Here is a 24549-nt window from a genome sequence, read left to right as displayed (position 1 = left end):
TGGCGAAGGTAAGCGGAAAGGTGAAAACGTGGCCGTTGCACAATGTCCCGCCTCGTGCGGAGAACTTATCCAGGGCTGGATCCTCGGCAGCGAGAAGCTGATCTCCTGCCCGGTGGACTGGTACAGCACCGTCGAGGTCGAGACCGGCAAACCGCGCAACGATGAGCGGCCGCTGTCGCGGGCGATGGTCAACCAGCTGCTGGCCCACTGGGGCTACCCGGCGGCGCTGAGTCAGCAGATCCGCATCACCCTGCACTCGACGATCCCGGTAGCCAAAGGGATGGCCAGCAGCACCGCCGATATCGCCGCCACCGCGGTGGCCACCGCCCATCATCTGGGCCACGCGCTGGATGAGCCGACGCTGGCGCGTCTGTGCGTCGCGCTGGAGCCCACCGACAGCACCCTGTTCCACCAACTGACGCTGTTCGATCATAATACCGCCGCTACCCAAATCGCCTGCCCTGCGCCACCGGCGCTCGACCTGTTAGTGCTGGAGAGCCCGCTGACGCTGCGTACCACCGACTACCATCAGCTGCCGCGCGAGGCGGGTCTGCTGGCTAACGCCTCCCGGCTGCAGCTGGCGTGGGAGAAAGTGCAGCAGGCCTGCCAGCATGGCAGCCCGCAGCTGCTGGGCGAAGCGGCCACTATTAGCGCCATCGCCAGCCAGCAGCTGTTGCCCAAGCCGGGGTTTGACGCGCTGCTGGAGCTGGTGGAAAGCGCAGGATTGTATGGCCTCAACGTGGCGCACAGCGGCAGCGTCGTCGGCCTGCTGCTGGACCGCCGTCGTCATGACGTGGATTTTTTGCAATGGCGGCTGGCAGAGCGCGGCATCGCCGCCCACTGGCCGCAACAGCATCTGCTGGCGATGGTGCCGGGGGGCGTCACCCTGCAGTAGGGCTCAGGCCAGCGCCCGGCGCAGCGCCGCCAGCAGCTGGTCGTTTTCGCCGGCGCTGCGGATCGCCACCCGGAAATAGCGGCTATCCAGCCCCGGGTAGTTGGCGCAGCTGCGGATCAACACGTGCTGGCGCAGCAGGGCGTATTGCAGGTCAAGATCGGGTCTGTCACAGCGCAAGAACAGGTAGTTGGCGCGCCCGGGCCACACGGTCAGCCCGGCCATCTCCTGAAGCTGCGCGTAGAAACGCGCTCCCTCCTCCTGCAGCCACTGCCAGGTGGCCCGCTGATACGCCCGGTCCTGAAGAATGATCTCCCCGGCCAGAGCGGCATAGGCATTGATGGACCATGGCATTTGTCGCTCGCGCAGCCGGGCCACCGCCCGGGCGTCAGCGTTGAGCAGGTAGCCTAGACGCAGCCCCGGAATAGCATAAAATTTGGTCAGCGAGCGCAGAACCCAGACGTGCGGATACTGCGCCAACAGGGGAATAAACCCCGGCTGATCGGGAATAAAGTCGAGGAAGGCTTCATCGAGGATCAGGCTGATATTCAGCGCCCGACAGCGTTGCGCAATGGCTTCCAGCAGGCCACGCTCCGGCAGCAGACCAGTGGGGTTGTTCGGGGTGCAGAGAAACAGGCAGTCCAGCGCCGGCGTGAGAGCATTGAGGATCCCGTCGGTCAGCTGCCAGCCATCGCGCTCCTGCAGGGCATACTCCACCACCTCGCAGTCCACAGTCTGCAGCGCGCGCCGGTACTCTGCGAATCCGGGAATGACGATCATCGCCCGCCGCGGCTTAAGGCCGTGGACAAGGGTGAAGATCGATTCAGTTTCGCCGTTGCCGGCGAGGATATGCGCCGCCGGCAGCCGATGGTGTGCCGCCAGCGCCTGATGCAGCTGTTGATACTCAACGTCAGGGTAGCGCTCGGCGCAGCCGGGATTGTCGACGATCGCCTGCCTGAGCGAGGCGGGCATTCCCAGCGGATTGATATTGGCGCTAAAGTCCAGCAGTTCGCCGGGCGCAATGCCCAGCAGGGCGGCGGCCTCGCGGATATTGCCGCCATGGGCGCTTTTCAGTAAGGCCATGTCCCTTTCCTGTATGGTTATCCGCGGCGGGCCAGCGTCGCGCCGTCGGCGAAGTAGGCTTTAATCCCGGCGAGGATCGACTCGGCCACCTGCTGCTGGAATTTGGCCGTTTTCAGCTTCCGCTCCTCTTCCACGTTACTGATAAACGCCGTCTCCACCAGAATGGAGGGGATATCCGGCGCCTTCAGCACCGCAAAGCCCGCCTGCTCTACCCGGTTCTTGTGCAGGTTATTGATATTGCCCATTTTCTCCAGCACTGCCTTACCAAATTTGAGGCTGTCGGCGATGGTGAGGGACTGCACCATATCGAACATGGTGTGGTCGACATAGCGATCGCCGCTCTTGCTGACCCCACCGATCAGATCCGAGGCGTTCTGCGTCTGGGCGAGATATTTTGCCGCGGTACTGGTGGCCCCCTTGGTGGAGAGCGCAAACACCGAGGAGCCGCTGGGCTGGCGGCTGGTAAAGGCGTCGGCGTGAATCGAAACGAACAGGTCGGCGCGCTGCTTCTGCGCCTTGGCGACACGCACCTTCAACGGGATAAACACGTCTTCGTTGCGGGTCATATAGGCCTTCATATTGCCTTCTTTGTCGATCAGCGCCCGCAGGCGGCGGGCAATTTGCAGCACCACGTCTTTCTCGCGGGTGCGATACTTGCCCACGGCGCCGGAGTCTTCGCCGCCGTGGCCGGGATCGAGCATGATGACAATCGGCCGGTCGCGCCCGGCTTTGCCCGGCTGCGGCCCGCTTTGCGCCGGCGGCACCTGTCGCTCCAGATCGCCTTTGTTGTAATCCTCAAGCAGCGCCAGTAGCGGATCCTGAACATCGGTGGCGTTGGCGGGGTAGAGATCCATCACCAGACGCTCTTTAAAGCCAGCTACCGGCGCGAGGGCAAACAGCTGCGGCTTAACGTTCTGCTTGAGCTCGAAGACCATGCGCACGGTTTGCGGATCAAACTGGCCCACGCGGGCGGACTTAATAAAGGGATCGTCATCGCGGATCTGCCCCCCCATGCCTTTCAGCACCGAGTTGAGATTAACCCCTTCCAGATCCACCACCACCCGTTCCGGATTACTGAGGGCAAACTGCCGGTATTTCAGCACATGATTCGATTCCACCGTGACGCGCGTGTAGGTCGATGCTGGCCAGACGCGAACAGCGACCACCCGCGCGGCGGCGGCCAGCCCAACGGGGCTCACGCTCATTAACCACATGGCGCCCGCGCCCTGCAGCAGACGGCGACGGCTTAATCCAGAGTTGTTTCCCGACATGCCACTCCCAAGCAATAAAAACGCATTTATACCCAAAACAAACAGATTGACCAGAAACTTTAACGAAAGGCATATAACCTGTCATCTATAAAAGGGTAAACATTCATTGACACCCTGCGCCGGGTCACATGTTTTTCGTGGCTTAGCCTCAAATTGGGGCTTGCGTTTAACGGCAAAACAGAATAAAAATACAATAATTACGAATAATCATGCATTGAGGGTTTGTCATGGTGAAGGAACGTCGCACTGAACTGGTAGAAGGATTCCGCCATTCTGTTCCCTATATAAATGCCCATCGGGGAAAAACGTTTGTCATCATGCTGGGCGGCGAAGCCATTGAGCATGAAAATTTTTCAAATATTGTCAATGACATAGGACTATTGCATAGCCTGGGCATTCGCCTGGTGGTGGTCTATGGCGCCCGCCCGCAGATTGACGCTAATCTCGCCGAGCACCACCACGAGCCGGTCTATCACAAGCAGACGCGAGTGACTGACGCCAAAACGCTGGAGCTGGTTAAGCAGGCGGCGGGGATGCTGCAGCTGGAGATCACCGCCCGCCTGTCGATGAGCCTCAACAACACCCCGCTGCAGGGGGCCCATATCAATGTCGTCAGCGGCAACTTTATCATCGCCCAGCCGCTGGGCGTCGATGACGGCGTCGATTATTGCCACAGCGGGCGCATTCGCCGCATTGACGAAGAGGCGATTCATCGCCAGCTCGACAGCGGCGCCATTGTCCTGATGGGGCCGGTCGCGGTGTCGGTCACCGGCGAGAGCTTTAACCTGACTTCGGAGGAGATCGCCACCCAGCTGGCCATCAAGCTGAAGGCGGAGAAAATGATCGGCTTCTGTTCTTCGCAAGGGGTTTACAACCAGGCCGGGGAAATTGTCTCTGAACTGTTCCCCAATGAAGCGCAGGCCCGCGTCGAAGAGCTGGAAGCGGACGAAGATTATAACTCTGGCACCGTACGCTTCCTGCGCGGGGCGGTGAAGGCCTGCCGCAGCGGCGTGCGGCGCTGCCACCTGATCAGCTATCAAGAAAATGGCGCGCTGCTGCAGGAGCTGTTCTCACGCGACGGCATCGGCACCCAGATCGTCATGGAGAGCGCGGAGCAGATCCGTCGGGCGACCATCAACGATATCGGCGGTATTCTTGAGCTGATAAGCCCGCTGGAGCAGCAGGGCATCCTGGTGCGCCGCTCCCGCGAACAGCTGGAGATGGAGATCGACAAGTTCACCATTATTCAGCGCGATAACACCACCATCGCCTGCGCCGCCCTCTATCCTTTCCCGGAAGAGAAGATCGGCGAAATGGCCTGCGTGGCGGTGCATCCGGATTACCGGAGCTCGTCGCGGGGAGAGGTGCTGCTGGAGCGTATTGCCGCCCAGGCCAGACAGATGGGCCTGAGCAAGCTGTTCGTGTTAACCACCCGCAGCATCCACTGGTTCCAGGAGCGCGGCTTCACGCCGGTGGATATCGACCTGCTGCCGGAGAGTAAAAAGCAAATGTATAACTATCAGCGCCGGTCGAAGGTGCTGATGGCCGACCTCGCTTAGCTCCTTCTCCCCCCTTTCTAACGGCCCGGGATAGCGCGACGCTCATCGCGTTATCCCCGAGGCCGGTATCCCCCTCTTCGCGCCGATCTGACGTGCGGCACGCGGGCTAAATTCCTGGTTTCCGCGCAGACCATATCTTTCTCGCTGGCTCACCGATATGCTACTGGCTGTCGACAGGATATCGACTGGCGCCACGGCCACCACCCGCCCTGCAAGGATCGCTTAACGAATGGAAACCCAACCGAACTGGCTGGTCAGACATATCAACCTCATTACCGCCGCGGTCGCCCTCTATCCGTGGTTGCTGTTGATTTTGTTGCTCTGGGACAACCAGCGCCATCATCAGAATGGCTATGCCGCGCTTGGCGCCGCCGTGGCGATATTATTTCTGCTGGCCCTGACGTCCGGCATGAATCTTCTCATCTCCTCGCTGGTGATTTTTTGTGCCCGCTGTTCCACCCCACCGCTGGCCGGCGGCGCAGCAGTCCGCTTTTTCGCCATGAACTCGATCTCGGCGCTCTGGCTTATCCCTCTGTTCTTCAGTTACTGATTTTTCCGCCAGCCCGGGCAACGGCTGCAGCATTTTCCATCGCCCGGACCCGGCGTATCAGGGGGCTTCACGCCCGGCGAAAATCTCCGCCAGGCCGCTGCGCCGCTCGGTGCGGGTCACAATGGCCTGGGAGAGCACCTGCTCGTCGGCATAGAGCGACAATCGCCGTTTTGCGCGGGTGATCGCGGTATAAACCAGTTCGCGTGTCACCAGAGGAACGCTGCGCGCCGGCAGGATCAGCGCCGCATGGTCGAACTCAGAGCCCTGCGATTTATGCACGGTCATCGCCCAGGCGGTGTCATGCTCCGGCAGGCGGCTCGGCTGCACCGACTTGATGTCGCCGTCGGGCATCAGGAACCATACCCGCAGCTCGCCGTTGCGCTCCAGGGCGATGCCGATATCGCCGTTAAACAGCCCCAGCGCGCTGTCGTTGCGCGCGATCATAATCGGCCGGCCGTCATACCAGCGGGAGTGGCGCGGCAGAGCGATCGCCCGCTGGCGGTTGAGCCGCTGCTCCAGCCGCTCATTGACGCCACTCACGCCGTACGGCCCTTCCCGCAGCGCGCACAGCAGCTGAAATTCGCTGAAGGCGGCCAGCATGGCCTGCGGTTCCGCCCGCTCGCGGCGCAGCTTCAGGTAGCGCTCATAACCCTGCTGGGCCGCGCCGAGCATGGCTTCGTACTCTTCGGTCGTACTGAGAGGATGAAGCGCGATATCGTCAAACGGCTGGCGCAGCGTGGCCTTCACCTCCGCGCGCGCGCCAGCGTTCACTGCCCGCGCCAGGCTCCCGATGCCGGAGTGACTGCCGAAGCGATAGCTCTTTTGCAGCAGGCACAAGCTGTCTCTCAGCGCGCCAGCGATAGCCCCCTCGCCCGCTGGTACCGGCGAACCGGTCAGCCGGGTCAGCTCCTGCGCCCGCGCGGCGGTGTAGCCCGAGCTCGCCCAGGCGCAGATATCCCCCAGCACCGCCCCCGCTTCTACGGAGGCCAGCTGGTCACGATCGCCGAGGAAGATCACCCGCCCGTGAGCCGGCAGCGCGTCGATGAGCCGCGACATCATCGGCAGGTCGATCATCGAGGCTTCATCCACCACCAGCACGTCGAGATGCAGCGGGTTGCCGGCGTGATAGCGCATGCGCTGGCTGCCTGGCTGGGCGCCCAGCAGACGATGCAGCGTGCTGGCCTCGGTGGGAATCAACGCTTTCTGCGCGTCGGTCAGCGGCAGTTTTCTCAGCGCCGCGCCCAGCGATTCGGTCAGGCGCGCCGCCGCTTTCCCCGTCGGCGCCGCCAGACGAATACGACAGCGCGGACTATCTTCAATCTGGATCAGCGCCGCCAGAAGTTTGGCCACGGTGGTGGTCTTCCCGGTCCCGGGACCGCCGGAGATCACCGAGATGCGGCGGGTCAGCGCCACCGCCGCGGCCACTTTTTGCCAGTCGGTTTCGCCGGTAGCAGGGAACAGGGCATTGAGGGTTGCCGCCAGCCGGGCCTCATCCATCTCCAGCACCCGGTTGGCTTCGTTGAAGAAGCGGGCGACGGTCAGCTCGTTGCGCCACATCCGGTTCAGATAGAGCCGGTCGCCGCATAAAATCATCGGCGCCGGGGCATCGCCGCAGCTCACCGCCGATGAAGCGAGCAGCAGCGCGGGCCAGTCCTCCGGCGCGCCGGCGTCGGCCAGCAGCCGATCGCGGATCTCCCCCGCTTTCCCGCTTAGCGCCTCGTCGCCGCTCAGCCGCGAGAGCGGCAGGCACACGTGCCCCTCTCCGGCATCACGGCTCAGCAAGGCCGCCGCCAGCTTGACCGCCGGCGGGTCGTTTTGCGCCACCATCAGGGCAAACTGGACGTCCAGCGGCCGCAGCAGACGCTGCTCCACCGCCGCCAGCAGTAGTTGATCAAAAGTCATGAGGCCTCCTCCTGAGTTTCTCCGGCAAAAAGCTGATCCAGACCGTCAATCAGCGGTCGCACCGGCCGGGTAGTGAAGATCCCCTGCCCCCCCTCCTGACCGTCCATGCCGCGCAGGAAGAGATAAATCACGCCGCCGAAGTGGCGGTTATAGTCGTAATCGGCCAGCCGGTGGCGCAGATAGCGGTGCAGCGCCAGGCTGTACAGCTGATACTGCAGATCGTAGCGGTGGGCCCGCATCGCCTGCTCCATCGCTGGCCGGGTATAGGCCTCGCGATCTTCCCCCAGCCAGTTGGATTTGTAATCCAGCAGGTAATAGCGGCCTTCGTGGCGGAAGACCAGATCGATAAAACCCTTCAGCATGCCGCGCACCTGGCGGAAATCCAGCGGCGGCGTGTCGGCGGAAAGGGGATCGTACTGGCGGATAAGCGCATCAAGGCGCTCCGCCGTCAGCAGCTGCGCGATGGGCAGGTAAAATGCCATTTCCACCTGTTTATCCCGCGCCGCAAGCTGATTGAGCGCGATATCCGGCCCCGGCAGGCGGGTCTTCAGCACGCCCCCCAGCCAGTCGGTCAGCACCGGCGCCCACTGTGCGTCAAACCCGCTCAGCTGCAGTTTCTCCGCCATCCATCCGTCCGGCACCGGCTGGGTAAAGTCCAGTTCCTCAAACAGACTGTGCAGGAAGGTCCCCGGCGCAGCGCCGCGCGGGAACTGGTGCGGGGTCAGCTGCGGCTCTTCCACCACCTCGCCGACGCCGACGGCATCGATATCCAGACGTGGCAGCAGATCCTGCCCGCTGCTGAAGCCATGCTGCTGCAGACCGGAATAGCTGGTTACCCGCCAGTCATCGGCGATGCGGCGCTGCAGCTCGCGCGCCGACAGCGGGGGGATGCTCGCCGCCGGCGCCTGCCACGGGGTCAGATCCAGCTCGCCCGGCCTCTGCAATGCAATATCGCCATGGCAGAAGTCCGCTAAGCGCGCGGCCAGCCCGGCGGCATCCATGGCTTCGCCCGCCTGCAGCAGCCGCCCCAGGGCGCTCAGATGAAAATCGCTGTTGCCGGACTTTCGGCTGCTGAGGGGCGCTACGCCGAGGCTGCAGTGCCAGACCGCGCGGGTCAAGGCGACGTACAGCAGGCGCAGATCTTCCGCCAGCCGCTCCGCCTCCGCCAGTTCGAGGCTGGCCTCATCCTGGCCCAGATCCAGCACCGCCGCGAACGTCTCGCGATCGTGATAGAACGCCTGGTCCTGTTTGCGAAACCGGGCGATAAACGGCAGCCAGACCAGGGGATATTCCAGCCCTTTTGACTTATGAATAGTGACGATTTGCACCAGGTGCTTATCGCTTTCCAGACGCATCTGCTGGCTGGCGGCGTTGCTGTCCGGCTCGGCGATATGCTGCGTCAGCCAGCGCACCAGGGCGTGCTCGCTTTCCAACTGGCTGGCCGCCTCCTGCAGCAGTTCGCTGATGTGCAATATGTCGGTTAAGCGCCGCTCGCCGCCCCGGGTCGCCAGCAGGTTCTCGGCGATATGCCGGGCCGTCATCAGCGCCCGCAGCATCGGCATCACCCCGCGCTGACGCCAGATCTGACGGTATTCACTGAACTCCTCCACCAGCGCGTCCCACGCCTGCTCATCCTGATTGAGATTTTCAATATCCAGCGCGGTCAGGCCAAACATCGAGGTCGCCAGCGCGCTGCGCAGGGTATTTTCCCGCTCCGGGGACAACACCGCCTGCAGCAGCCAGAGCAGCTCCTGGGCCTCCAGCGTCTCAAAAACGCTGTCGCGGTTGGAGAGGTAGACCGAAGGGATGCCCAGCGTCTGCAGCGCTTCACGCACCTGCGCCGCCTCCAGCCGGTTGCGCACCAGCACGGTAATATCCGAAGCCTGCACCGGGCGCGAGGTTTCCCCACGCCACAGCAGCGCGCGCCCCTGCTGGCCGGCGCTCAGCCAGTCGCGGATCTGCGTGGCGCAGAGCTGCGCCATAAACGTCTGATAATCGCCGGCGCCCACGGTCTCGCCGGACATCAACCAGACGTTCATCGCCGGTACGTCCGCCGCGTCAACGGTAAAGCGCAGCCCCTGGTTCTTCGCCGCCGCCTTCACCGGCAGGAACGGGATCTCGCGAAACATGAAGGGGTTATCGCTGAGGCTGAACAGCCGGTTGACGCTGCCCACCATGCCCGGCGAGGAGCGCCAGTTGGTGTCTAGCGTATAGTGCGCGGCAACGTCGCCGCGCGCTTTCATATAGGTAAAGATATCGGCGCCGCGAAAGGCGTAGATGGCCTGCTTCGGATCGCCGATCAGCAGCAGCGCCGTCTCCGGCTGCTGGCGCCAGATACGGCGGAAAATCCGGTACTGTTGGGGGTCGGTATCCTGAAATTCGTCGATCATCGCCACCGGAAAACGCTGGCGAATGGCGCTAGCCAGCGCCTCGCCGCTGTCGCCGCGCAGCGCCTCGTCAAGCCGGCTGAGCATATCGTCAAACCCCAGCTCGCCGCGGCGGCGCTTTTCGCGCGCGACCGCATCGCGGATCTCGACCATCGCTCTCGCCAGCACCAGATCGGTGAGCGTCAGCGACGAGGCCAGCAGCGATTCTACGGCGCTAAACAGAGGATGTACGGGCGGTTCGCCACCGGCTTTGGTACGCTCAAGCAGAAACGACTGGGCAAATTTTTCCAGCGCGTCGGGTAACTGATAGCTCAACGTCTCTTCCTGCGCCCAGGCGGTCACTTTCTCAAGCCATTTGCCCTGGTTGCCGCGATTGAACTTCCGCCGGTCAAGACCCGAATCTTCAAGCACGCCTTCGATCTCGCCCACCTGCTCGCGCCACTGCTGCTTGAGCGAGTCAATGCGGTCGATGATTTGCTGATGGCGTTCGGCCAGCGTCTCGTCGGCGGCTGGCGGCGACTTAAGCTGCGGCGCTTCGCCCTGCAGCCAGCGGTCAAGGGACTTCAGCAGATCGCGCGGCCCTTTCCAGACATCGTGGATCACCGCCGCGATATCGCGGGTCAGCGGATAACAGTGACGGCGCCAGAAGTCGGCGCAGGCCTGATAGCGCAGGCGGGATTCATCCTCTATCAGCTGCTGCTCGAACAGCATGCCCGATTCGAAGGCGTTAAGGCTCAGCATCCGCTGGCAAAAACCGTGGATGGTGAACACCGCCGCCTCGTCCATCTGCCGTTCAGCCAGCAGCAATGTCTTTACGGCGTCCTCTTTATCGACGATCTCCGCCAGCAGCGCGCTGTAGAGCGGGTTATCGGATTCACCGCGCATACAGGCGATGCGCAGCTCGTGGATGTTGCTGCGGATACGCCCGCGCAGCTCTTCGGTCGCCGCCTCGGTAAAGGTCACCACCAGCAGTTCTTCAACGCTGATGGCGCGGGGATAGGCGGCCTCGCCGCCCAGCCCCAGCAGCAGCCGCAGATACAGCGCGGCGATGGTAAAGGTTTTTCCGGTGCCCGCAGAGGCTTCTATCAGGCGCTCGCCCCTCAAGGGCAAGCGCAGGGGATCCAAAGACTCAGCGGTGTCGGTCATTCATTCTCTCGCATCAGGGGTAAGGATTGCTGCAATGCGCTGACGTTTTCCCACACTTTGCCGCCTGCCGGCTGGGCATAGTCCGCTTTGCCATTCTGGCTACCGGAAATCTGGGACAATATCGTCATGCCCTGCGGCTCCACCACCGTCTGATGGAAGAAGTCAGCAAGTTTTTGCGGCGTCAGCAGTTTAATCTGAGCCACTACTTTATCACGTGAATCAAAACGCATATTACCGCGATCGAAATCTTTGCTCAGTTTCGATGCCTCTTCGCCCAGCGTCTGCGGCGCCTGCATCATCTGGCTTATCACCGCTTGCTGGAGCTGGGCAAACTCTTCCGGCTTCATCGCCCGCAGCTTCGCCTCCGCGGTGGGGAAGAAGGCCTGGAACCGCTGCCAGAGGAAAGCCGGCTGCTTATCGCTACTTTGCAGCAGGAAGCCCATGCCCCACTGACGTCCCACGTTCATCGGGAAGGCAAAGACAGCGTAGCCGAGCTGCTCTTCGGTACGCAGCTGGTTATAGAACCACGGCTGAATAATCTGTCCCAGCAGGGTGCTGGCGGCGGTGCTGCTGAACTCATCCACGTTGGGCGGTGCGAACACCGCGGCCAGCGCAGAGTCGGTGCTGTTGCCCGTTTTGTTGAAGATCGCCAGCTGCTGCCGGTTCACCACTACATCTTTATTGCGGCACCATTCGTTGCCGTCAGCGCCCAGCTGCTGCTGGATCTGGCGAGCCAGCGTCGTGGCGGCATCGGCGGACATATTGCCGATCACCATCAGTTCAGGGCGTCCCTTGGTTTTCAGGTTGGCGCGGTAGTCGAGCACCTCCTGCAAGGTGATGGAAGGCAGCAACGCCCGGCGTACTTCGCGCTGGAAATACGGAACCTGGGAGACCATCTGGATCGGCATTATCGCCTGATCGTAGGCTTTGCCCTTCTCAGCGGAGTCCATCATTTGCGCATACCACGATTTGGCCTGCTCCAGCTGCTCCTCGGTCGGCGTATAGCTGAAGTACCCCTGCAGCAGGTCGCTGAACAGCGCCGGCAGGTGCTGGGTGTAGCCGTTGGCATTGACCATTAACCCGTTATTGGCGCCGGTGGAGAACGAAATGCCGCCGACCGCCGCCTGGTTACTGAGCTGATCGAGGGCGATGCCGGCGAGATAATCGTTGAGGGCAAACATCACCTGCCGGCGAGCGCTGTCCATCGCCTGGGGATTACGCAGCACCAGGGAGATATCCGCCTTCGGCTCGCTGGCGAAATACTGGCTCGGGGCATAAACCACCCGCAGCGTCGGTTCATCGAGGATCAGCTGCGGGTGCGGCCAGGCTTTATCGCTTTTGATGAGGGTGAAATCATCCGGAATATAGGGGTTGAGCACCGGCAGCTGCAGCTTGATGGCCTGCGCTTTTTGCTGCCAGTCAGCGAAGGTCTGCTCGCTAATCTTATCCACCTGATACGGCGCATCGACAAAATAGGCGGTCTTGTTATGCGGTTCCTGCGGGCTGATATACCAGATGCGCGCGTTCTGCGGGGTCATCATCGCCAGCCGGTCTTTAATCGCCTGCGGGTCGTACCGATCGGCAATGTTGACCACGTCCAGCGCATGCTCGACCGGCACCCGGATCATGGTATCCGCCAGCCATTCCACGTAATCCATATCACGGTTGATCGACGGATAGCGGAAATCCAGCGCCAGCACATGCGCCAGCTCGTCAAAGTAACGTTTGTCGACGCCCTGGGTACGCAGGAGGTCGAGGTAGCTGAATATGGCCGCCGTCACTTCGTCGCGGTGCGCCAGGCCTTTATCGGTGAGGGTGGCAGAGATCGCCAGCACGCCGCTGTTGCCGTTCACCACCGGGTCAGAATCCGCGCGGATGCCTTCCGCCAGTCCCTGCTTTTGCAGCCAGTCGGAGAGCGTCCCCGGGCTGCGGTTGCCGATCAGGTAAGTGACCAGCTCATCGGTTTTGCTGCGGAAGCGATCGCTGTTGTTGTCGATGCGAAACTCGACGCGCAGCACTTTACGCGGCATCGCCGGCACATAGTGAATAATGATGCCTTTTTGCGCATCGGTTACCACCGGCACGCTTATTTCCGGCCTGCTGATTTGACGATTCGGCACGCGGCCAAAGGTGTCAGCGGCCATGCGCGCCAGCTCCGGCAACGGCTTGTTGCTGTAGATCACCGCCTTCATCAGATTGGCGGAGTACCAGCTATCGCGGAAGGTATGCAGCGCATCAAGTACCGGGCTGCCGGGCTTATCGCTGAGCGTCTCGAGGTTGCCGCCAGAAAAGTGGGCCGCCGGGTGAGCCGGGTTAATGGTTTCTGCGCTGACCTGAGCCATGCGCATCCCGTCTCGCGTCCGGGCCATGGTTAGCTCGGCGTTGACCGCGTTACGTTCGCGGTCGGCATATTTTTTATCCAGCAGCGGCGCGGCAATGGCATCCGCCAGGCGGTCTACGGCCCCGTCCAGCGCATTATTCTCCACTTCGAGATAGAACGCGGTGCGGTAGGGCGCGGTGCTGGCGTTATGGCTGCCGCCGTGCAGTTTAAGAAACTCTGCCAGCCTGTCAGGCTGGGGATATTTTTGTGACCCCATCAGCGTCATATGTTCCAGAAAATGCGCCAGCCCCTGATGATCGGCCGGATCCTGCAGGGATCCCACCGGCACCACCAGCGCCGACAGCGATTTCACCGCCTGCGGATCGGAAACCAGCAGCACGACCATGTCGTTATCAAGACGGATCGCCTGATACTGACGCGTATCTTTTTCGCTTTTGCGGATCGTCTCCTGAACAGGCTGCCATCCGGTGTCGGCCTGACTAAACGGCGCCCAGAGGGCGGCCAGCACAACAAAAATCTTGAACCATAAACTGCGGGGCATTCACGAACCTCATCATTAACAAACTTGCGCTGCACAGCGTGCAGCCTTTTATGTCCATCAGTCCGTGATACGTTGCGCATAATAAATGAACCGCCATTCACTGCGCAATTTTTATACTATTTAAATTTGTGTGGACTGATGGTAACGATATAGCGGTAACAGATAACGCTGCGTCTGGGCAATGATTTCTTCGTAATGCGCCGGCTCCAGCGAACGCCACAGGCGTTGATACCAGATATCGGCCCCCTCCCCGCTGACCACCATGTTACCTTCGTAGGTCTGCAGGAATTTGCTCCGCGCTTTCTGCTGCGTCTCTTCGTCCATTAAAATGACATCCTTTTCGGCGTCATAACAGGCTTTCAGCCAGGCGCCACCGCTTTCCGGCAGCAGCAGCAGCGGCTGCGACATCCCCAGCAAATAGCCATCCACCAGCTCATTCAGGTACGCCTGCGCCTCGGCGGGCGCCAGCGGCGGAAAACGCCACTCTCCCTCTTTACGCACAAACAGCCGGCTCTCGCCGGTACCGCCGCTGGCACAGTAGACAAGGTGTTCCAGCCAAAGTTGCATCCCCTGGGAGACGCTCAGCAGCGAAGGCCGCCAGCGCAGCAGCCCGTCCGGCTGCACCTGCTGCAGCCAGCCGGTCAGATTTACGCCGCCGCACTGGAGATCGATCTCCATGCTCTGCGCCTGCTGGCGCTCGGCCATCACCCGCTCGGCCAGGGCCTGCATCTCCAGTCGCTGCGTCTCCCACACCAGTTCGCCAAAGGCGCCATACGGCAGCTCGCCGGCGGCGCGGAAGCGGCGGAACATGGCCGAGACGTCCTGCTCCTCGATAAGGGTATTAAGCAATTGCTGGTTCAGTTGATAACGGCTCAGCCCTTCCAGGGTGAAGGGCTCGTCATCGGGAATATCATCCTCTTCCGCACGGAAATTGACCCGCAGACGCTGCTGAAAGAACGCGCGAACCGGGTGCTGCCAGAAGCGCAGGAGCTGCTCGAACGGCAGGCTGTCTATCGGCGGCGGGGTAAGCGGTTGAATGAAGTCGCTATGCGCCTCCCCCTGCTGGCCGGCGGCAGCCAGCCATTCCCGGGCGTAGCTCTTATTCTCGTTATCCTGGAAATTAGCGACGTCGAACGGCATGCGGGTATGCAGATGGGTGATGTGGGCTTTAACCCGCGCCTCGCTGGCGTCGCAATCAAGCTCCTCATCGCCGGCGAGACAGTGGCTCTGGCCGACGTAATCCACCAGCTCCTGCACCAGCACCGAGGGAAAGCGCTCGCTGTTGTCCTGGATAGAACGGCCGATGTAGCTGATATACAGCGTCTGTTCGGCGGACATCAGCGCCTCCAGGAACAGGTAGCGGTCATCATCGCGCCGGCTGCGGTCGCCGCGCTGCGGCTTCTGGCTCATTAAATCAAAACCCAGCGGCGGCAGCGTTCGCGGATAAACCCCATCGTTCATCCCCAGCAGGCAAACCACTTTGAAAGGAATAGAGCGCATCGGCATCAGGGTGCAGATATTGACCGGGCCGGCGAGAAAGCGCTGGCTGATCCGTTGCTGATCGAGGCGCTGGGCCAGCTCATCGCGCAGCAGCGTCAACGGCACCTGGTCGCCATACTGCGCCTCCAGACCGCTATCAATCACCGCCAGCCACTGCTGCTCAATCAGCGCCAGCGCCGCTTCGGTCTCACTGTCCGGCAGGAAAAAGTCATTCAGCAGATCGCGACAGACCGGCAGCCACTCCGCCAGCGGCCGCTGTTGGGCGAGACCGCGTCGCCACAGGTTAAGCTGCATCAGCAGCGATGCGAGGTTACCTACCAGCTCGGCGATCAAACCGCTGGATTCGTCATAGGGCAGCACCGACTGCCATTCGCCCTCCCGGCTGTCCATCGCGTAGCCCAGCAGCATGCGGGTAAGGCCGAACCGCCAGGTGTGCTGGCCGGTCGCCGGCAGGTCCAGCTCACGGACGTTGTCGTCATCCATTCCCCAGCGGACCCCGGACTCGTTGACCCACTGGCGCAGGTAGCGCAGACCCTCTTCATTGATGTTAAAGCGCGCCGCCAGCACCGGCACGTCCAGCAGCGCCAGCACATCTTCGCTGGCGAAGCGGCTGTCGGGCAGCGAGAGCAAAGTGATAAACGCCTGCAGCACCGGGTGCGACTCGCGGGCGCGGCGATCGGAGATCGCCCACGGCAGCCAGCGGTCGCCGCTGGCGGCGCCAAACACCGCCTGTATATAGGGGCTGTAGCTGTCGATATCCGCCACCATGACGATGATATCCCGCGGCGTGAGCGTCGGATCCGCCTCCAGCATCGCCAGCAGCCGATCGTGCAGAACCTCCACTTCACGCTGCGGACTGTGGCAGACATGAATGCTCAGGCTGCGGTCATCCTGCGCCAGCGGACGTTTGTCGCGACTGTGGGCGAAAGCCTCCGCGCTCTGCCCGGCCACCGCCGCGTTGCGCAGTTCCAGGATATCCGACTGTAGATTATGCAACAGGTTATCGGGAACGATATCGACAAAGGCGTCCAGCTCCTCATAGCGCTCCAGCCCCGCCAGCAGGTAGATATAATCGCGCCCCAATTTACCCCAGGAGGCGAGCAACGGGTTGCCGACATCCTGCTCCCCGGCGTCATTAAACAACCCCGGCGCCTGCTCGGTGTCGCGAAACAGGGGTAGCGCGCGCGCCTCGCGGTGATGGCGCCGCTGACGCGATAGCAGCTTCGCCAGGAACGCCGGATCTTTAATATCACCCCAGTAATAGCGGCAGGGGTTGGTGAACAGCACATAGACATCGACATGCTTACCCAGCGCCTGCAGCGCCTGAAGATAGACCGGCGGCAGCGCGGAAATTCCACAGATAAAGACGCGCGACGGCAGCCCGGCGGGCGGTTCATCCGCCTTTTCCAGGGCGCTGATAAAGCGCTGATAGAGATTGGCGCGGTGCCACTGCGGCTGCCCCAGCTCGGCGGTATAGCGCACCAGCGCTTTCCACAGCGGCGCCTGCCACTGCTGGGCGTCGCCGAGGCCGTCAACCCGCTGGTCGGCCTCCCAGCGCATCAGCCATTCCGGGCGATAAACCAGATATTGGTCATAGAGGTCCGCTACCCGGGCGGCCAGCTGAAACAGCTTGCGCTTGTCGCCGTCATCGCTCAGATACTGGCGCAGCAGGATAAAATCGTCCTCTTCCAGGTGCTGCGGCAGGAGAGTCATCAGCTTCCAGCTCATGCTCTGCTTGCTGAAGGCGCTTTCGCCAGGGATATCCTTCAGGACGCGCACGAACATATCCCAGATAAAGCTCGCCGGCAGCGGGAACTCGATGTTGGCGGCAATGCCGAAGCGCGAGGCCAGGGTCATCTGCAGCCACTGCGCCATACCGGTACTCTGCACCAGCACCATTTCAGTCTGAAAAGGGTCATCCAGCCGCTGGCGCTCGACGATAAACTCCATCAACGCTTCGAGAACATCCAGCCGGTTTGAGTGGTAAACCCTTAACATAATTGCTCCTGACTACTGGCTGACCGGGCAATGCAGCCGGGTCATCTGCGCCCGCTTTGCAACGGGCATACTGATCGTTACCGTGATGCTGACACATCTTTGCGCCGATGTCTGCATACGGCTTACCTGTCCGCCTGCCGGCGGAGACGGCGCAGAGAGCTGACTATAGCGCCAGGCGTCGCGCCATAGCTGACGCGTCTTGTTCAGCTGGTGAACCCCTTGCGCCATTCCGCGCTGATAGCCGCCCAGCGCGGTGACCGTTAGCACCATCAGCGCCATCGCCAGAACGGTCTCCGGCAGGCTAAAACCCCGCTGGCGCTTCATGGCATTTGACATAGGCTCACCTCCCTGAGCGGGCAAAAATCGCTCCAGCCATGGGCGGAGAAATGCACTTGCCCGCCGCGCACCTCGCCGGACTGCCAGACCTGCACCTCGCCGCTGGCGCTGCTGAGCAGCAGCGAACCGTCGTCGAAGATGCGCAGACAGGCGCGCCAGCCCTGCTGCGCCTGCTCGCGGCAGGCCAGCGGCGCCTGCGCCGACCAGGCCTGCTGTTTTCCCCACTGTAGCGCCGAATGGGCCACCGCCGTATCGCGGATCGCCTGCGTTTCGCTGGTGGTTTGCGCCAGCAGCGCCCGCTGCTGCAGGTTAAGCCCCTCCAGGAGCAGGCTGCCGAGAGTCAGCAACAGGAGCACCATCAACAGCGACGACATTCCACGCTGGCGGATCACAGGTTATACCCCGTCACCCGCTGCTCCACCTCGGCCGCCAGACCCATCTGCCGGGCAGAGCGCGCTGCCAGCGTCACGCTCAGCTCCGGCGCGAAGCCCTCGGTCAGCCGATGCTGCACCGCAAAGCGCGTCACCACGATAGCGGCCGGATTGGTGATTTTCTCCCATCCGCTTCCGCGGCAGTCGCTGGCTCCGCGCAGAGTCTCCAGCGCGCCGTCGCGCAGGCGAAAGCCGGTGCTCTCCGCCGCTGCCGCGGGGGAGGTTTCCCATGTCCCATTGCTGTTCGCGTCCCAGCGCACAATCAGGCACTCGCCGTCGGCGGCGAGCTCCAGCCCGGCTCCGCCGCACACTCCCCGGCAGTATCCGGCGCGCTGCAGATGCTTCCCCACGGCATGCACCCGCTGCCACAATTCGTTCTCCAGGGCCAGCTGTTCGCCCTGACGCAGAATATGGCGCTGCAGAGCGGGTAGAAAGCGGCAGGCGCCGATCAGCAGCAGCGAGCCTATCGCCATGGCAATAAGCGCCTCCGCGAGGGAAAATCCGCGGCGGCTCACTGACATCCTCCTGCGCTGTCACTGCGGCATAAACGAATCCGCCCCCAGTGTGAAATCACAATGCTCCAGCTGCCGGCCTCGCTCTGCAGACGCAGATTCCCCGCCCAGGCGGTGCTGCGCAGGCCATAGAATCCCAGGCCAGGGGTGACGCCTGCCAGCGAGATCCCCGGCCAGCGCGGGCGCAGCGTTAAGGGCGACCCGGAGGCGCACGCCGGCCCCTCCCCCTGGGCACTCAGGCACCATCCCTCTTCATCCTGGCCGACGCGAAGCACGCGGTCCCGGTTGTAGGCGTTGGCGTCATCGCGCAGGAAAACCAGGAAATCCCGCACCTGAACGGCGGTTTGCCACAGTCGTTGCTGCTGCTGCCAGCGCTGCCAGCCGTACAGGCCGCCGACGCTGAGGATCATCATTAACGTCAGCGTCACCAGGGTTTCCATCAGGGTATAACCATGTTCTCTGTTCATGGCGCAGAGTATGCCGCTGCGGTTAGCCCTGGCGCGACGACGGAAAATGGCTTTCCCGGCCAGACACGCAAAAAAGGTTTGCATGACCAACAGCAGAACATTTTTTTGCGAGCCTCTTTCCAGCTTTCCCGCCCACCAACGCCTGCGGCCAGCGGGCGGGATGAAGCGTTCCTATCGTAATGGCAACGAGGGTAGCCACCCCTATTCAGGTGGTGAAAACGGCATAAAAAAACCGGCGCCATCGGACGCCGGTTGGTCATATCTGCAGAGGGGGTTAAATCGCCACCGGCGCTTTGATTCCCGGGTGCGGATCGTAACCTTCAATCTCGAAGTCTTCAAAGCGGTAGTCGAAGATCGACGCCGGCTTGCGTTTGATGACCAGCTTCGGCAGCGGACGCGGTTCGCGGCTCAGCTGCAGATTGGTCTGCTCGAGATGGTTGCTGTACAGATGAGTGTCGCCACCGGTCCAGACGAAATCGCCGACCTGCAGATCGCACTGCTGCGCCACCATATGCACCAGCAGCGCGTAGCTGGCGATGTTGAACGGCAGGCCGAGGAATACGTCGCAGGAGCGCTGATACAGCTGGCAGGAGAGCTTGCCGTCAGCGACGTAGAACTGGAAGAAGGCGTGGCACGGCGCCAGGGCCATTTTATCCAGCTCGCCGACGTTCCACGCCGAGACGATGATCCGGCGGGAGTCCGGGTCGTTTTTCAGCTGGTCCATCACTGTGCTGATCTGGTCGATATGACGACCGTCCGGCGCAGGCCAGGAACGCCACTGTTTGCCGTAGACCGGTCCCAGGTCGCCATTTTCATCTGCCCACTCGTCCCAGATGGTGACGTTGTTGTCGTGCAGATAGGCGATGTTGGTGTCGCCCTGCAGGAACCACAGCAGTTCATGGATGATGGAGCGTAAATGACAGCGCTTGGTGGTCACCAGCGGGAAGCCTTCCTGCAGGTTAAAACGCATCTGATGGCCGAAAATAGAGATCGTGCCAGTGCCGGTGCGGTCATTTTTTGGCGTGCCCTCGGCGAGCACTTTCTGCATCAAATCAAGATACTGTTTCATGGTTCCTCAAGAATTCAGTTGCTGCGGACGGTGGCGGTAAGCCCAAACCATCATGATGATACCCGCAAGCACCATCGGGATCGAAAGAATCTGCCCCATGCTGATGTACTGCACCCAGCCGCCGGTGAACTGGGCGTCGGGCTGGCGGAAGAATTCCACGATAATGCGGAACAGGCCGTAGCCAATCAGGAACAGGCCGGAAACGGAACCGGTCGGGCGCGGTTTACGGATAAACAGGTTCAGGATCAGGAACAGCACCACGCCTTCCAGCGCCAGCTCGTACAGCTGCGACGCGTGGCGCGGCAGCGCGCCGTAGGTATCAAACAGCGATTGCCATTCCGGATGGGTCGGCAGCAGCGCCAGGTCTTCGGCACGGGAGCCCGGGAAAATCATCGTGTAGTGGAAGCTCGGGTCCACTCGGCCCCACAGCTCGCCGTTGATAAAGTTGCCCAGACGCCCGGCGCCAAGGCCAAACGGGATCAGCGGCGCGATAAAATCGGAGACCTGGAAGAAGGTGCGTTTGGTGCGTCTGGCGAAGATAATCATCACCAGGATCACGCCGATCAGGCCGCCGTGGAACGACATGCCGCCGTCCCAGACGCGGAACAGATACAACGGATCGGCAAGAAATACCGGCAGGTTGTAGAACAGCACATAACCGATACGGCCGCCCAGAAAGACGCCGAGGAAGCCCGCGTAAAGCAGATTTTCCACTTCATTTTTCGTCCAGCCGCTGCCCGGACGATTCGCCCGACGGGTGGCCAGCCACATCGCAAAGACAAAGCCCACCAGGTACATCAAACCGTACCAGTGGAGGGAGACCGGGCCTAGAGAAAAAATGACCGGATCGAACTCCGGAAAATGCAGGTAGCCACTATTCATCTGTCACCATAAAGACTTGTTATTCCGCCGAAAGTGGACAGCGGTGATGATCCATGCCCGATTAAAACGGGCACGCCGAAGGAGGCGAATCATAGCATAAGCCAGGAGTGCGATCCGCGCCGGCGTGTAAAAGATATGTATACGGATGCTAACAGAAGCCGTTTCACCGGCTGTGCTGTGTTTTGCCGGATGGTGTGAACAGAGGATTCCCGGGTTACGGCTTACGCCTCACCCGGGCTATCGCTACCGCCCGCCGCGGATCAGGCCGCCGAGACCGCGACGCTCCATAAAGGCCGCCACCTGGTGGCGCACCTCGGCGGTCATTTGGGCTTCGAGGCTGCGACGCGACAGCTCCTGCGCCTCTTCGATATCGATGCGGCGCAGCAGATATTTCACCCTCGCCACCGAGCGGCCGTTCATCGACAGGTGGCGATAACCGAGACCGACAAGGATCGTCACGCACATCGGGTCGCCTGCCATCTCGCCGCACAGTCGCAGATCGATGCCAAAGCGCTCCGCGTCATGAGCGATCATCGCCAGCGCCCGCAATACCGCAGGATGCAGGCTGTCATACATGCTGGCGACCCGGGTATTGTTACGGTCGACGGCCAGCAGGTACTGGGTCAGGTCGTTCGTTCCTACTGAGATAAAATCGATCCGGCTGGCCAGCTGCGGCAGCATAAAGACCATCGACGGCACCTCCAGCATCACCCCCAGACGCGGACGCGGGATGGCGTAGCCGATCATCTCTTCCACTTCCCGACTGGCGCGGTCGATCAGTCGGCGGGCCTCATCGACCTCTTCCAGACTGGTCACCATCGGCAGCAAAATGCTGAGGTTGCCGGTGGCGGCGTTGGCGCGCAGCATCGCCCGCACCTGGATCAAAAAGATCTCCGGCTGATCGAGGGTGATGCGGATCCCGCGCCAGCCGAGGCATGGGTTCTCTTCACTGATCGGCATGTACGGCAGCTGTTTATCCGCGCCGATGTCCAGGGTACGCAGGGTCACCGGTTTGCTGTTAAACATCTGCAGCATGCCCTGATACTGGGCGACCTGCTCCTCTTCAGAGGGGAAGCCGCTCTGCAGCATAAAGGGAATTTCGGTACGGTACAGACCAATGCCGTCCACAAAACTGCCGAGCTTCTCTTCGTGCTCCGGGCTTAAGCCGGCGTTGAGCATGACTTTTACCCGCTCGCCGCTTTTCAACTCCGACGCACGCTGGAGATCGTCCTCCGCCAGGCGGCTGAGCTCGTTCTCTTCACTGATAAGGCGCTGATATTCCTGTAACAGAACAGGTTCAGGATCCACCAGCAGCTCACCGCGATAGCCATCGACAATCAGCGTATGGCCATGCAACAGCGAGGGCTGAATATCGGCGCCCATCACCGTTGGGATGCCAAGGGCCCGCACCATAATGGCGGCATGGGAGTTGGCGGCGCCATCGCGCACTACCACGCCGGCCAGGCGATCCTGCGGTACTTCGGCGAGGGTGGTGGCCGACAGCTCGTCCGCCACGAGGATAATGCGCGCCGGCCAGGTGTTGGGGCCCTGAATACTGTCGTCGAGATGGAACAGCAGACGCTGACCCAGCGTGCGCAGGTCGCCGGCCCGCTCTTTCAGATAGCCGTCGCTCAACGCGGCAAACTGTTCGGCGAACTTCTCAATGATCTTTTTGACCGCCCACTCGGCGACGGCGCCTTTGTCGACTTCGGCAAAGAGCTCGCGACGCAGGCGGGCGTCGGAGAGCAGGTGCGAGTAGAGATCGAAGATCGCCGCCGTCTCTTTTTGCGCGCCGGCGGCGTAGCGTTTGCTGTAGCGACGAAACTCGTTGGCCGCTTCTTCCAGCGCGCCGGTCAGGCGTTCACGTTCCGAGGCGGTATCCAGCGTCGAGGCTTCATACACCTGTTCCATCAGCGGCAGGCTGACGTCCATCCAGCCCTCGGCGATCGCCACCCCGGAAGAGGCCGGCAGCGCGCGAATGCGCGTCTGACGATACTGGCCAAACAGGGCGTTCAGCTGGGACTGGGAGAGGATCGCCGCCATCTGGGTGGCGAGGGTGACGAGGAAAGACTCCTCGCTTTCATCAAACTGGCGCAGCTCACGCTGCTGGACCACCAGCACGCCCAACAGCTGGCGGCGCTGGATGATCGGCACGCCAAGGAAGGCGCGGAAGCGGTCCTCTTTGACGGCGGGGATATACTTGAAGCTGGGGTGTTTTTGCGCATCGGCGAGGTTGATGGGCTCCGCCAGGCGGCCAACCAGCCCCACCAGGCCTTCATCGAATGCCAGCGCAACGGTGCGCCCGCGAGGTTTTTTTAACCCGCGGGTGGCCATCAGGTAATAGCAGCGTCGGTCATTGTCAGCCAGGTAAACCGAGCAGACTTCCGTCTCCATCGCCTGGCAGACATCTGTCACCAGAATATCCAGCGCCTCGTTTAAACGCGGCGCACTCGCGACCTTCTCGACTATTTCTCGCAACCGAGTGAGCATAATGTGCGTGGCTTAACCTCTTTTACGTCGATAAGCAGGCGCGCTTTGCGGCTTAGGGGCGCTCTCCGCCAGCGACATGGTTACGCTGGCGAACTCTTTCATCACCCGGCGGTAGACGTCGCGTTTGAACGACACCACCTGACGAACCGGGTACCAGTAACTCACCCAGCGCCAGCCATCAAATTCAGGCGTGCTGCTGGTTTGCATATTGATGTCCGCGTCGTTACCGATCAACTGCAAAAGAAACCACTTTTGTTTCTGGCCGATACAAACCGGCTTTGTGTCCCAACGCACCAAACGTTTAGGCAACTTGTAACGCAGCCAGTTACGGGTTGAGGCCAGGATCCGCACATCTTTACGGCTTAACCCGACCTCTTCAAACAATTCCCGATACATCGCCTGCTCTGCGGATTCTCCTGGATTTATGCCCCCTTGCGGGAACTGCCACGAGTGCTGACCATAGCGTCGGGCCCACATGACCTGGCCCTGACGATTACAGATTACAATACCGACATTTGGGCGGTAGCCATCGTCATCAATCACCGGACTACCTCAAGATAAGCTTCAATGTGAATGATTGTTTCACACTCGTCGGAAACGGTAAACCACTCTGTTCGCACACTGAGAACGGATAACATTTGAATAACTCACAGTAATTGCCAGAGTTATAAACAGCAAAAGCGCCCGACGGCCGATTTTATTCACTTTTTCTGTGGATAGAGTTGTGAAGAAGTACGGAATTAACCCGGGAAAACCCGGAGTAATCTGAACATCGCACCGCTAACACCTTATAATAATGATAGCATATTCATTAAGTTAGAATATATTCCTTTCACTTATTACAGCATAACGTGACGATCATCACACATACGATCCGCCGACTGATGAAAGATCGAACAATGTCGATTTTATCCACAGATTACGCGCAGGTCGCGGGCAGATTTTCTCTAAAAATTCGATTTTCGTCGCACGTCAAGGCTGTAAATCGAACCAGTAGTGGGGCTTTTCCCCAGTTATCCCACTTTTCTGTGGATAACATGGTGTAAGATCCTGTTTATTGTCAGTGACCAGTTCTGGAAAACCTGTTTTCATGGTTTTCACCTGCAGCGCAATGACCTTAAAAAGGCATATAAATCATGGGATTGGTATAGTTACTCAGAAAACGGTAAACTCTATCCACAACGCGCAAAAT

At 61.2% G+C, this 24549-nt stretch carries 17 protein-coding genes and 1 pseudogene; 4 read left to right on the top strand and 14 right to left on the bottom strand.

What is annotated here, in order from left to right; all coding sequences use genetic code 11:
• Nucleotides 1-28: 28 nt before the first annotated feature.
• Nucleotides 29-895: an L-threonine kinase gene (locus ACLH1I_RS12635; protein ID WP_032426138.1), complete on the top strand. Its 867-nt coding sequence runs from the start codon at nucleotides 29-31 to the stop codon at nucleotides 893-895.
• A gap of 3 nt (nucleotides 896-898) precedes the next feature.
• Here ACLH1I_RS12635 and cobD read toward each other — a convergent pair whose 3' ends face one another.
• A complete protein-coding gene (gene cobD / locus ACLH1I_RS12630) occupies nucleotides 899-1975 on the bottom strand; it encodes a threonine-phosphate decarboxylase CobD (RefSeq protein WP_043520857.1) in 1077 nt (358 codons plus the stop codon).
• A gap of 17 nt (nucleotides 1976-1992) precedes the next feature.
• Nucleotides 1993-3246, bottom strand: a complete 1254-nt coding sequence (gene amiC, locus ACLH1I_RS12625; RefSeq protein WP_017899228.1) for an N-acetylmuramoyl-L-alanine amidase AmiC — start codon at nucleotides 3244-3246, stop codon at nucleotides 1993-1995.
• 227 nt (nucleotides 3247-3473) lie between these two features.
• Between amiC and argA the strand changes: the two genes are divergently transcribed.
• On the top strand, nucleotides 3474-4805 hold the full coding sequence (argA, locus tag ACLH1I_RS12620; RefSeq protein WP_004149616.1) for an amino-acid N-acetyltransferase: 1332 nt from the start codon (nucleotides 3474-3476) through the stop codon (nucleotides 4803-4805).
• A gap of 229 nt (nucleotides 4806-5034) precedes the next feature.
• A complete protein-coding gene (locus ACLH1I_RS12615; RefSeq protein WP_017899229.1) occupies nucleotides 5035-5355 on the top strand; it encodes a hypothetical protein in 321 nt (106 codons plus the stop codon).
• Between the two features lie 57 nt (nucleotides 5356-5412).
• Here ACLH1I_RS12615 and recD read toward each other — a convergent pair whose 3' ends face one another.
• The 12 genes from recD to rppH all read right to left on the bottom strand — a co-directional run bounded on the left by recD (nucleotide 5413) and on the right by rppH (nucleotide 23900).
• Nucleotides 5413-7257 (bottom strand): exodeoxyribonuclease V subunit alpha, encoded by a 1845-nt coding sequence (gene recD, locus ACLH1I_RS12610; RefSeq protein ID WP_048325616.1) that lies wholly within the window; start codon nucleotides 7255-7257, stop codon nucleotides 5413-5415.
• Nucleotides 7254-10790: an exodeoxyribonuclease V subunit beta gene (recB, locus tag ACLH1I_RS12605; protein ID WP_048325618.1), complete on the bottom strand. Its 3537-nt coding sequence runs from the start codon at nucleotides 10788-10790 to the stop codon at nucleotides 7254-7256. The genes recD and recB overlap by 4 nt, the downstream gene beginning before the upstream one ends.
• A complete protein-coding gene (gene ptrA / locus ACLH1I_RS12600; protein ID WP_048325621.1) occupies nucleotides 10787-13672 on the bottom strand; it encodes a pitrilysin in 2886 nt (961 codons plus the stop codon). Before ptrA ends, recB begins: the two co-directional genes overlap by 4 nt.
• Nucleotides 13673-13792: 120 nt before the next feature.
• Nucleotides 13793-17170, bottom strand: a complete 3378-nt coding sequence (recC, locus tag ACLH1I_RS12595) for an exodeoxyribonuclease V subunit gamma (protein WP_004205451.1) — start codon at nucleotides 17168-17170, stop codon at nucleotides 13793-13795.
• Nucleotides 17171-17182: 12 nt separating this feature from the next.
• A complete protein-coding gene (locus tag ACLH1I_RS12590; protein ID WP_004205450.1) occupies nucleotides 17183-17506 on the bottom strand; it encodes a prepilin-type N-terminal cleavage/methylation domain-containing protein in 324 nt (107 codons plus the stop codon).
• Nucleotides 17491-17898 (bottom strand): DUF2509 family protein, encoded by a 408-nt coding sequence (locus tag ACLH1I_RS12585; protein ID WP_017899234.1) that lies wholly within the window; start codon nucleotides 17896-17898, stop codon nucleotides 17491-17493. The genes ACLH1I_RS12590 and ACLH1I_RS12585 overlap by 16 nt, the downstream gene beginning before the upstream one ends.
• Nucleotides 17895-18452 carry a prepilin peptidase-dependent protein gene (locus ACLH1I_RS12580; protein ID WP_004205448.1) on the bottom strand — a complete coding sequence of 186 codons (558 nt, stop codon included), beginning with the start codon at nucleotides 18450-18452 and terminating at the stop codon, nucleotides 17895-17897. The genes ACLH1I_RS12585 and ACLH1I_RS12580 overlap by 4 nt, the downstream gene beginning before the upstream one ends.
• Complete coding sequence (locus tag ACLH1I_RS12575; protein ID WP_004205447.1) at nucleotides 18449-19000, bottom strand: prepilin peptidase-dependent protein; 552 nt, start codon at nucleotides 18998-19000, stop codon at nucleotides 18449-18451. The genes ACLH1I_RS12580 and ACLH1I_RS12575 overlap by 4 nt, the downstream gene beginning before the upstream one ends.
• A gap of 190 nt (nucleotides 19001-19190) precedes the next feature.
• Complete coding sequence (gene thyA, locus ACLH1I_RS12570) at nucleotides 19191-19985, bottom strand: thymidylate synthase (RefSeq protein WP_023319077.1); 795 nt, start codon at nucleotides 19983-19985, stop codon at nucleotides 19191-19193.
• 6 nt (nucleotides 19986-19991) lie between these two features.
• Nucleotides 19992-20867 (bottom strand): prolipoprotein diacylglyceryl transferase, encoded by an 876-nt coding sequence (lgt, locus tag ACLH1I_RS12565; RefSeq protein WP_004205445.1) that lies wholly within the window; start codon nucleotides 20865-20867, stop codon nucleotides 19992-19994.
• A gap of 243 nt (nucleotides 20868-21110) precedes the next feature.
• The gene (ptsP, locus tag ACLH1I_RS12560; protein ID WP_004205444.1) at nucleotides 21111-23357 is read right to left on the bottom strand and encodes a phosphoenolpyruvate--protein phosphotransferase; all 2247 of its coding nucleotides are present in this window, start codon (nucleotides 23355-23357) and stop codon (nucleotides 21111-21113) included.
• A gap of 12 nt (nucleotides 23358-23369) precedes the next feature.
• Entirely contained in the window at nucleotides 23370-23900 is a 531-nt protein-coding gene (gene rppH / locus ACLH1I_RS12555; protein WP_004205443.1) for an RNA pyrophosphohydrolase, read from the bottom strand.
• Between the two features lie 453 nt (nucleotides 23901-24353).
• On the opposite strand from rppH, the pseudogene ACLH1I_RS12550 reads away from it, so the two are divergent.
• Nucleotides 24354-24494: pseudogene (locus ACLH1I_RS12550) on the top strand (hypothetical protein); the annotation flags it as partial.
• Between the last annotated feature and the right edge of the window lie 55 nt (nucleotides 24495-24549).

It is taken from the genome of Klebsiella sp. 1SOBk10mer (assembly GCF_046602535.1).
GTDB classification, from domain to species: Bacteria; Pseudomonadota; Gammaproteobacteria; order Enterobacterales; family Enterobacteriaceae; genus Klebsiella; species Klebsiella quasipneumoniae.
The sequence above is the reverse complement of the archived record's forward strand: the minus strand, read 5'-3'. Positions and strand labels throughout refer to the sequence as shown.

Coding starts and splice junctions, on each gene's coding strand:
- cobD (WP_043520857.1), bottom strand. CDS start 1,975: ATGGCCTTACTGAAAAGCGCCCATGGCGGCAATATCCGCGAGGCCGCC.
- amiC (WP_017899228.1), bottom strand. CDS start 3,246: ATGTCGGGAAACAACTCTGGATTAAGCCGTCGCCGTCTGCTGCAGGGC.
- argA (WP_004149616.1), top strand. CDS start 3,474: ATGGTGAAGGAACGTCGCACTGAACTGGTAGAAGGATTCCGCCATTCT.
- ACLH1I_RS12615 (WP_017899229.1), top strand. CDS start 5,035: ATGGAAACCCAACCGAACTGGCTGGTCAGACATATCAACCTCATTACC.
- recD (WP_048325616.1), bottom strand. CDS start 7,257: ATGACTTTTGATCAACTACTGCTGGCGGCGGTGGAGCAGCGTCTGCTG.
- recB (WP_048325618.1), bottom strand. CDS start 10,790: ATGACCGACACCGCTGAGTCTTTGGATCCCCTGCGCTTGCCCTTGAGG.
- ptrA (WP_048325621.1), bottom strand. CDS start 13,672: ATGCCCCGCAGTTTATGGTTCAAGATTTTTGTTGTGCTGGCCGCCCTC.
- recC (WP_004205451.1), bottom strand. CDS start 17,170: ATGTTAAGGGTTTACCACTCAAACCGGCTGGATGTTCTCGAAGCGTTG.
- ACLH1I_RS12590 (WP_004205450.1), bottom strand. CDS start 17,506: ATGTCAAATGCCATGAAGCGCCAGCGGGGTTTTAGCCTGCCGGAGACC.
- ACLH1I_RS12575 (WP_004205447.1), bottom strand. CDS start 19,000: ATGCAAACCTTTTTTGCGTGTCTGGCCGGGAAAGCCATTTTCCGTCGT.
- thyA (WP_023319077.1), bottom strand. CDS start 19,985: ATGAAACAGTATCTTGATTTGATGCAGAAAGTGCTCGCCGAGGGCACG.
- lgt (WP_004205445.1), bottom strand. CDS start 20,867: ATGAATAGTGGCTACCTGCATTTTCCGGAGTTCGATCCGGTCATTTTT.
- ptsP (WP_004205444.1), bottom strand. CDS start 23,357: ATGCTCACTCGGTTGCGAGAAATAGTCGAGAAGGTCGCGAGTGCGCCG.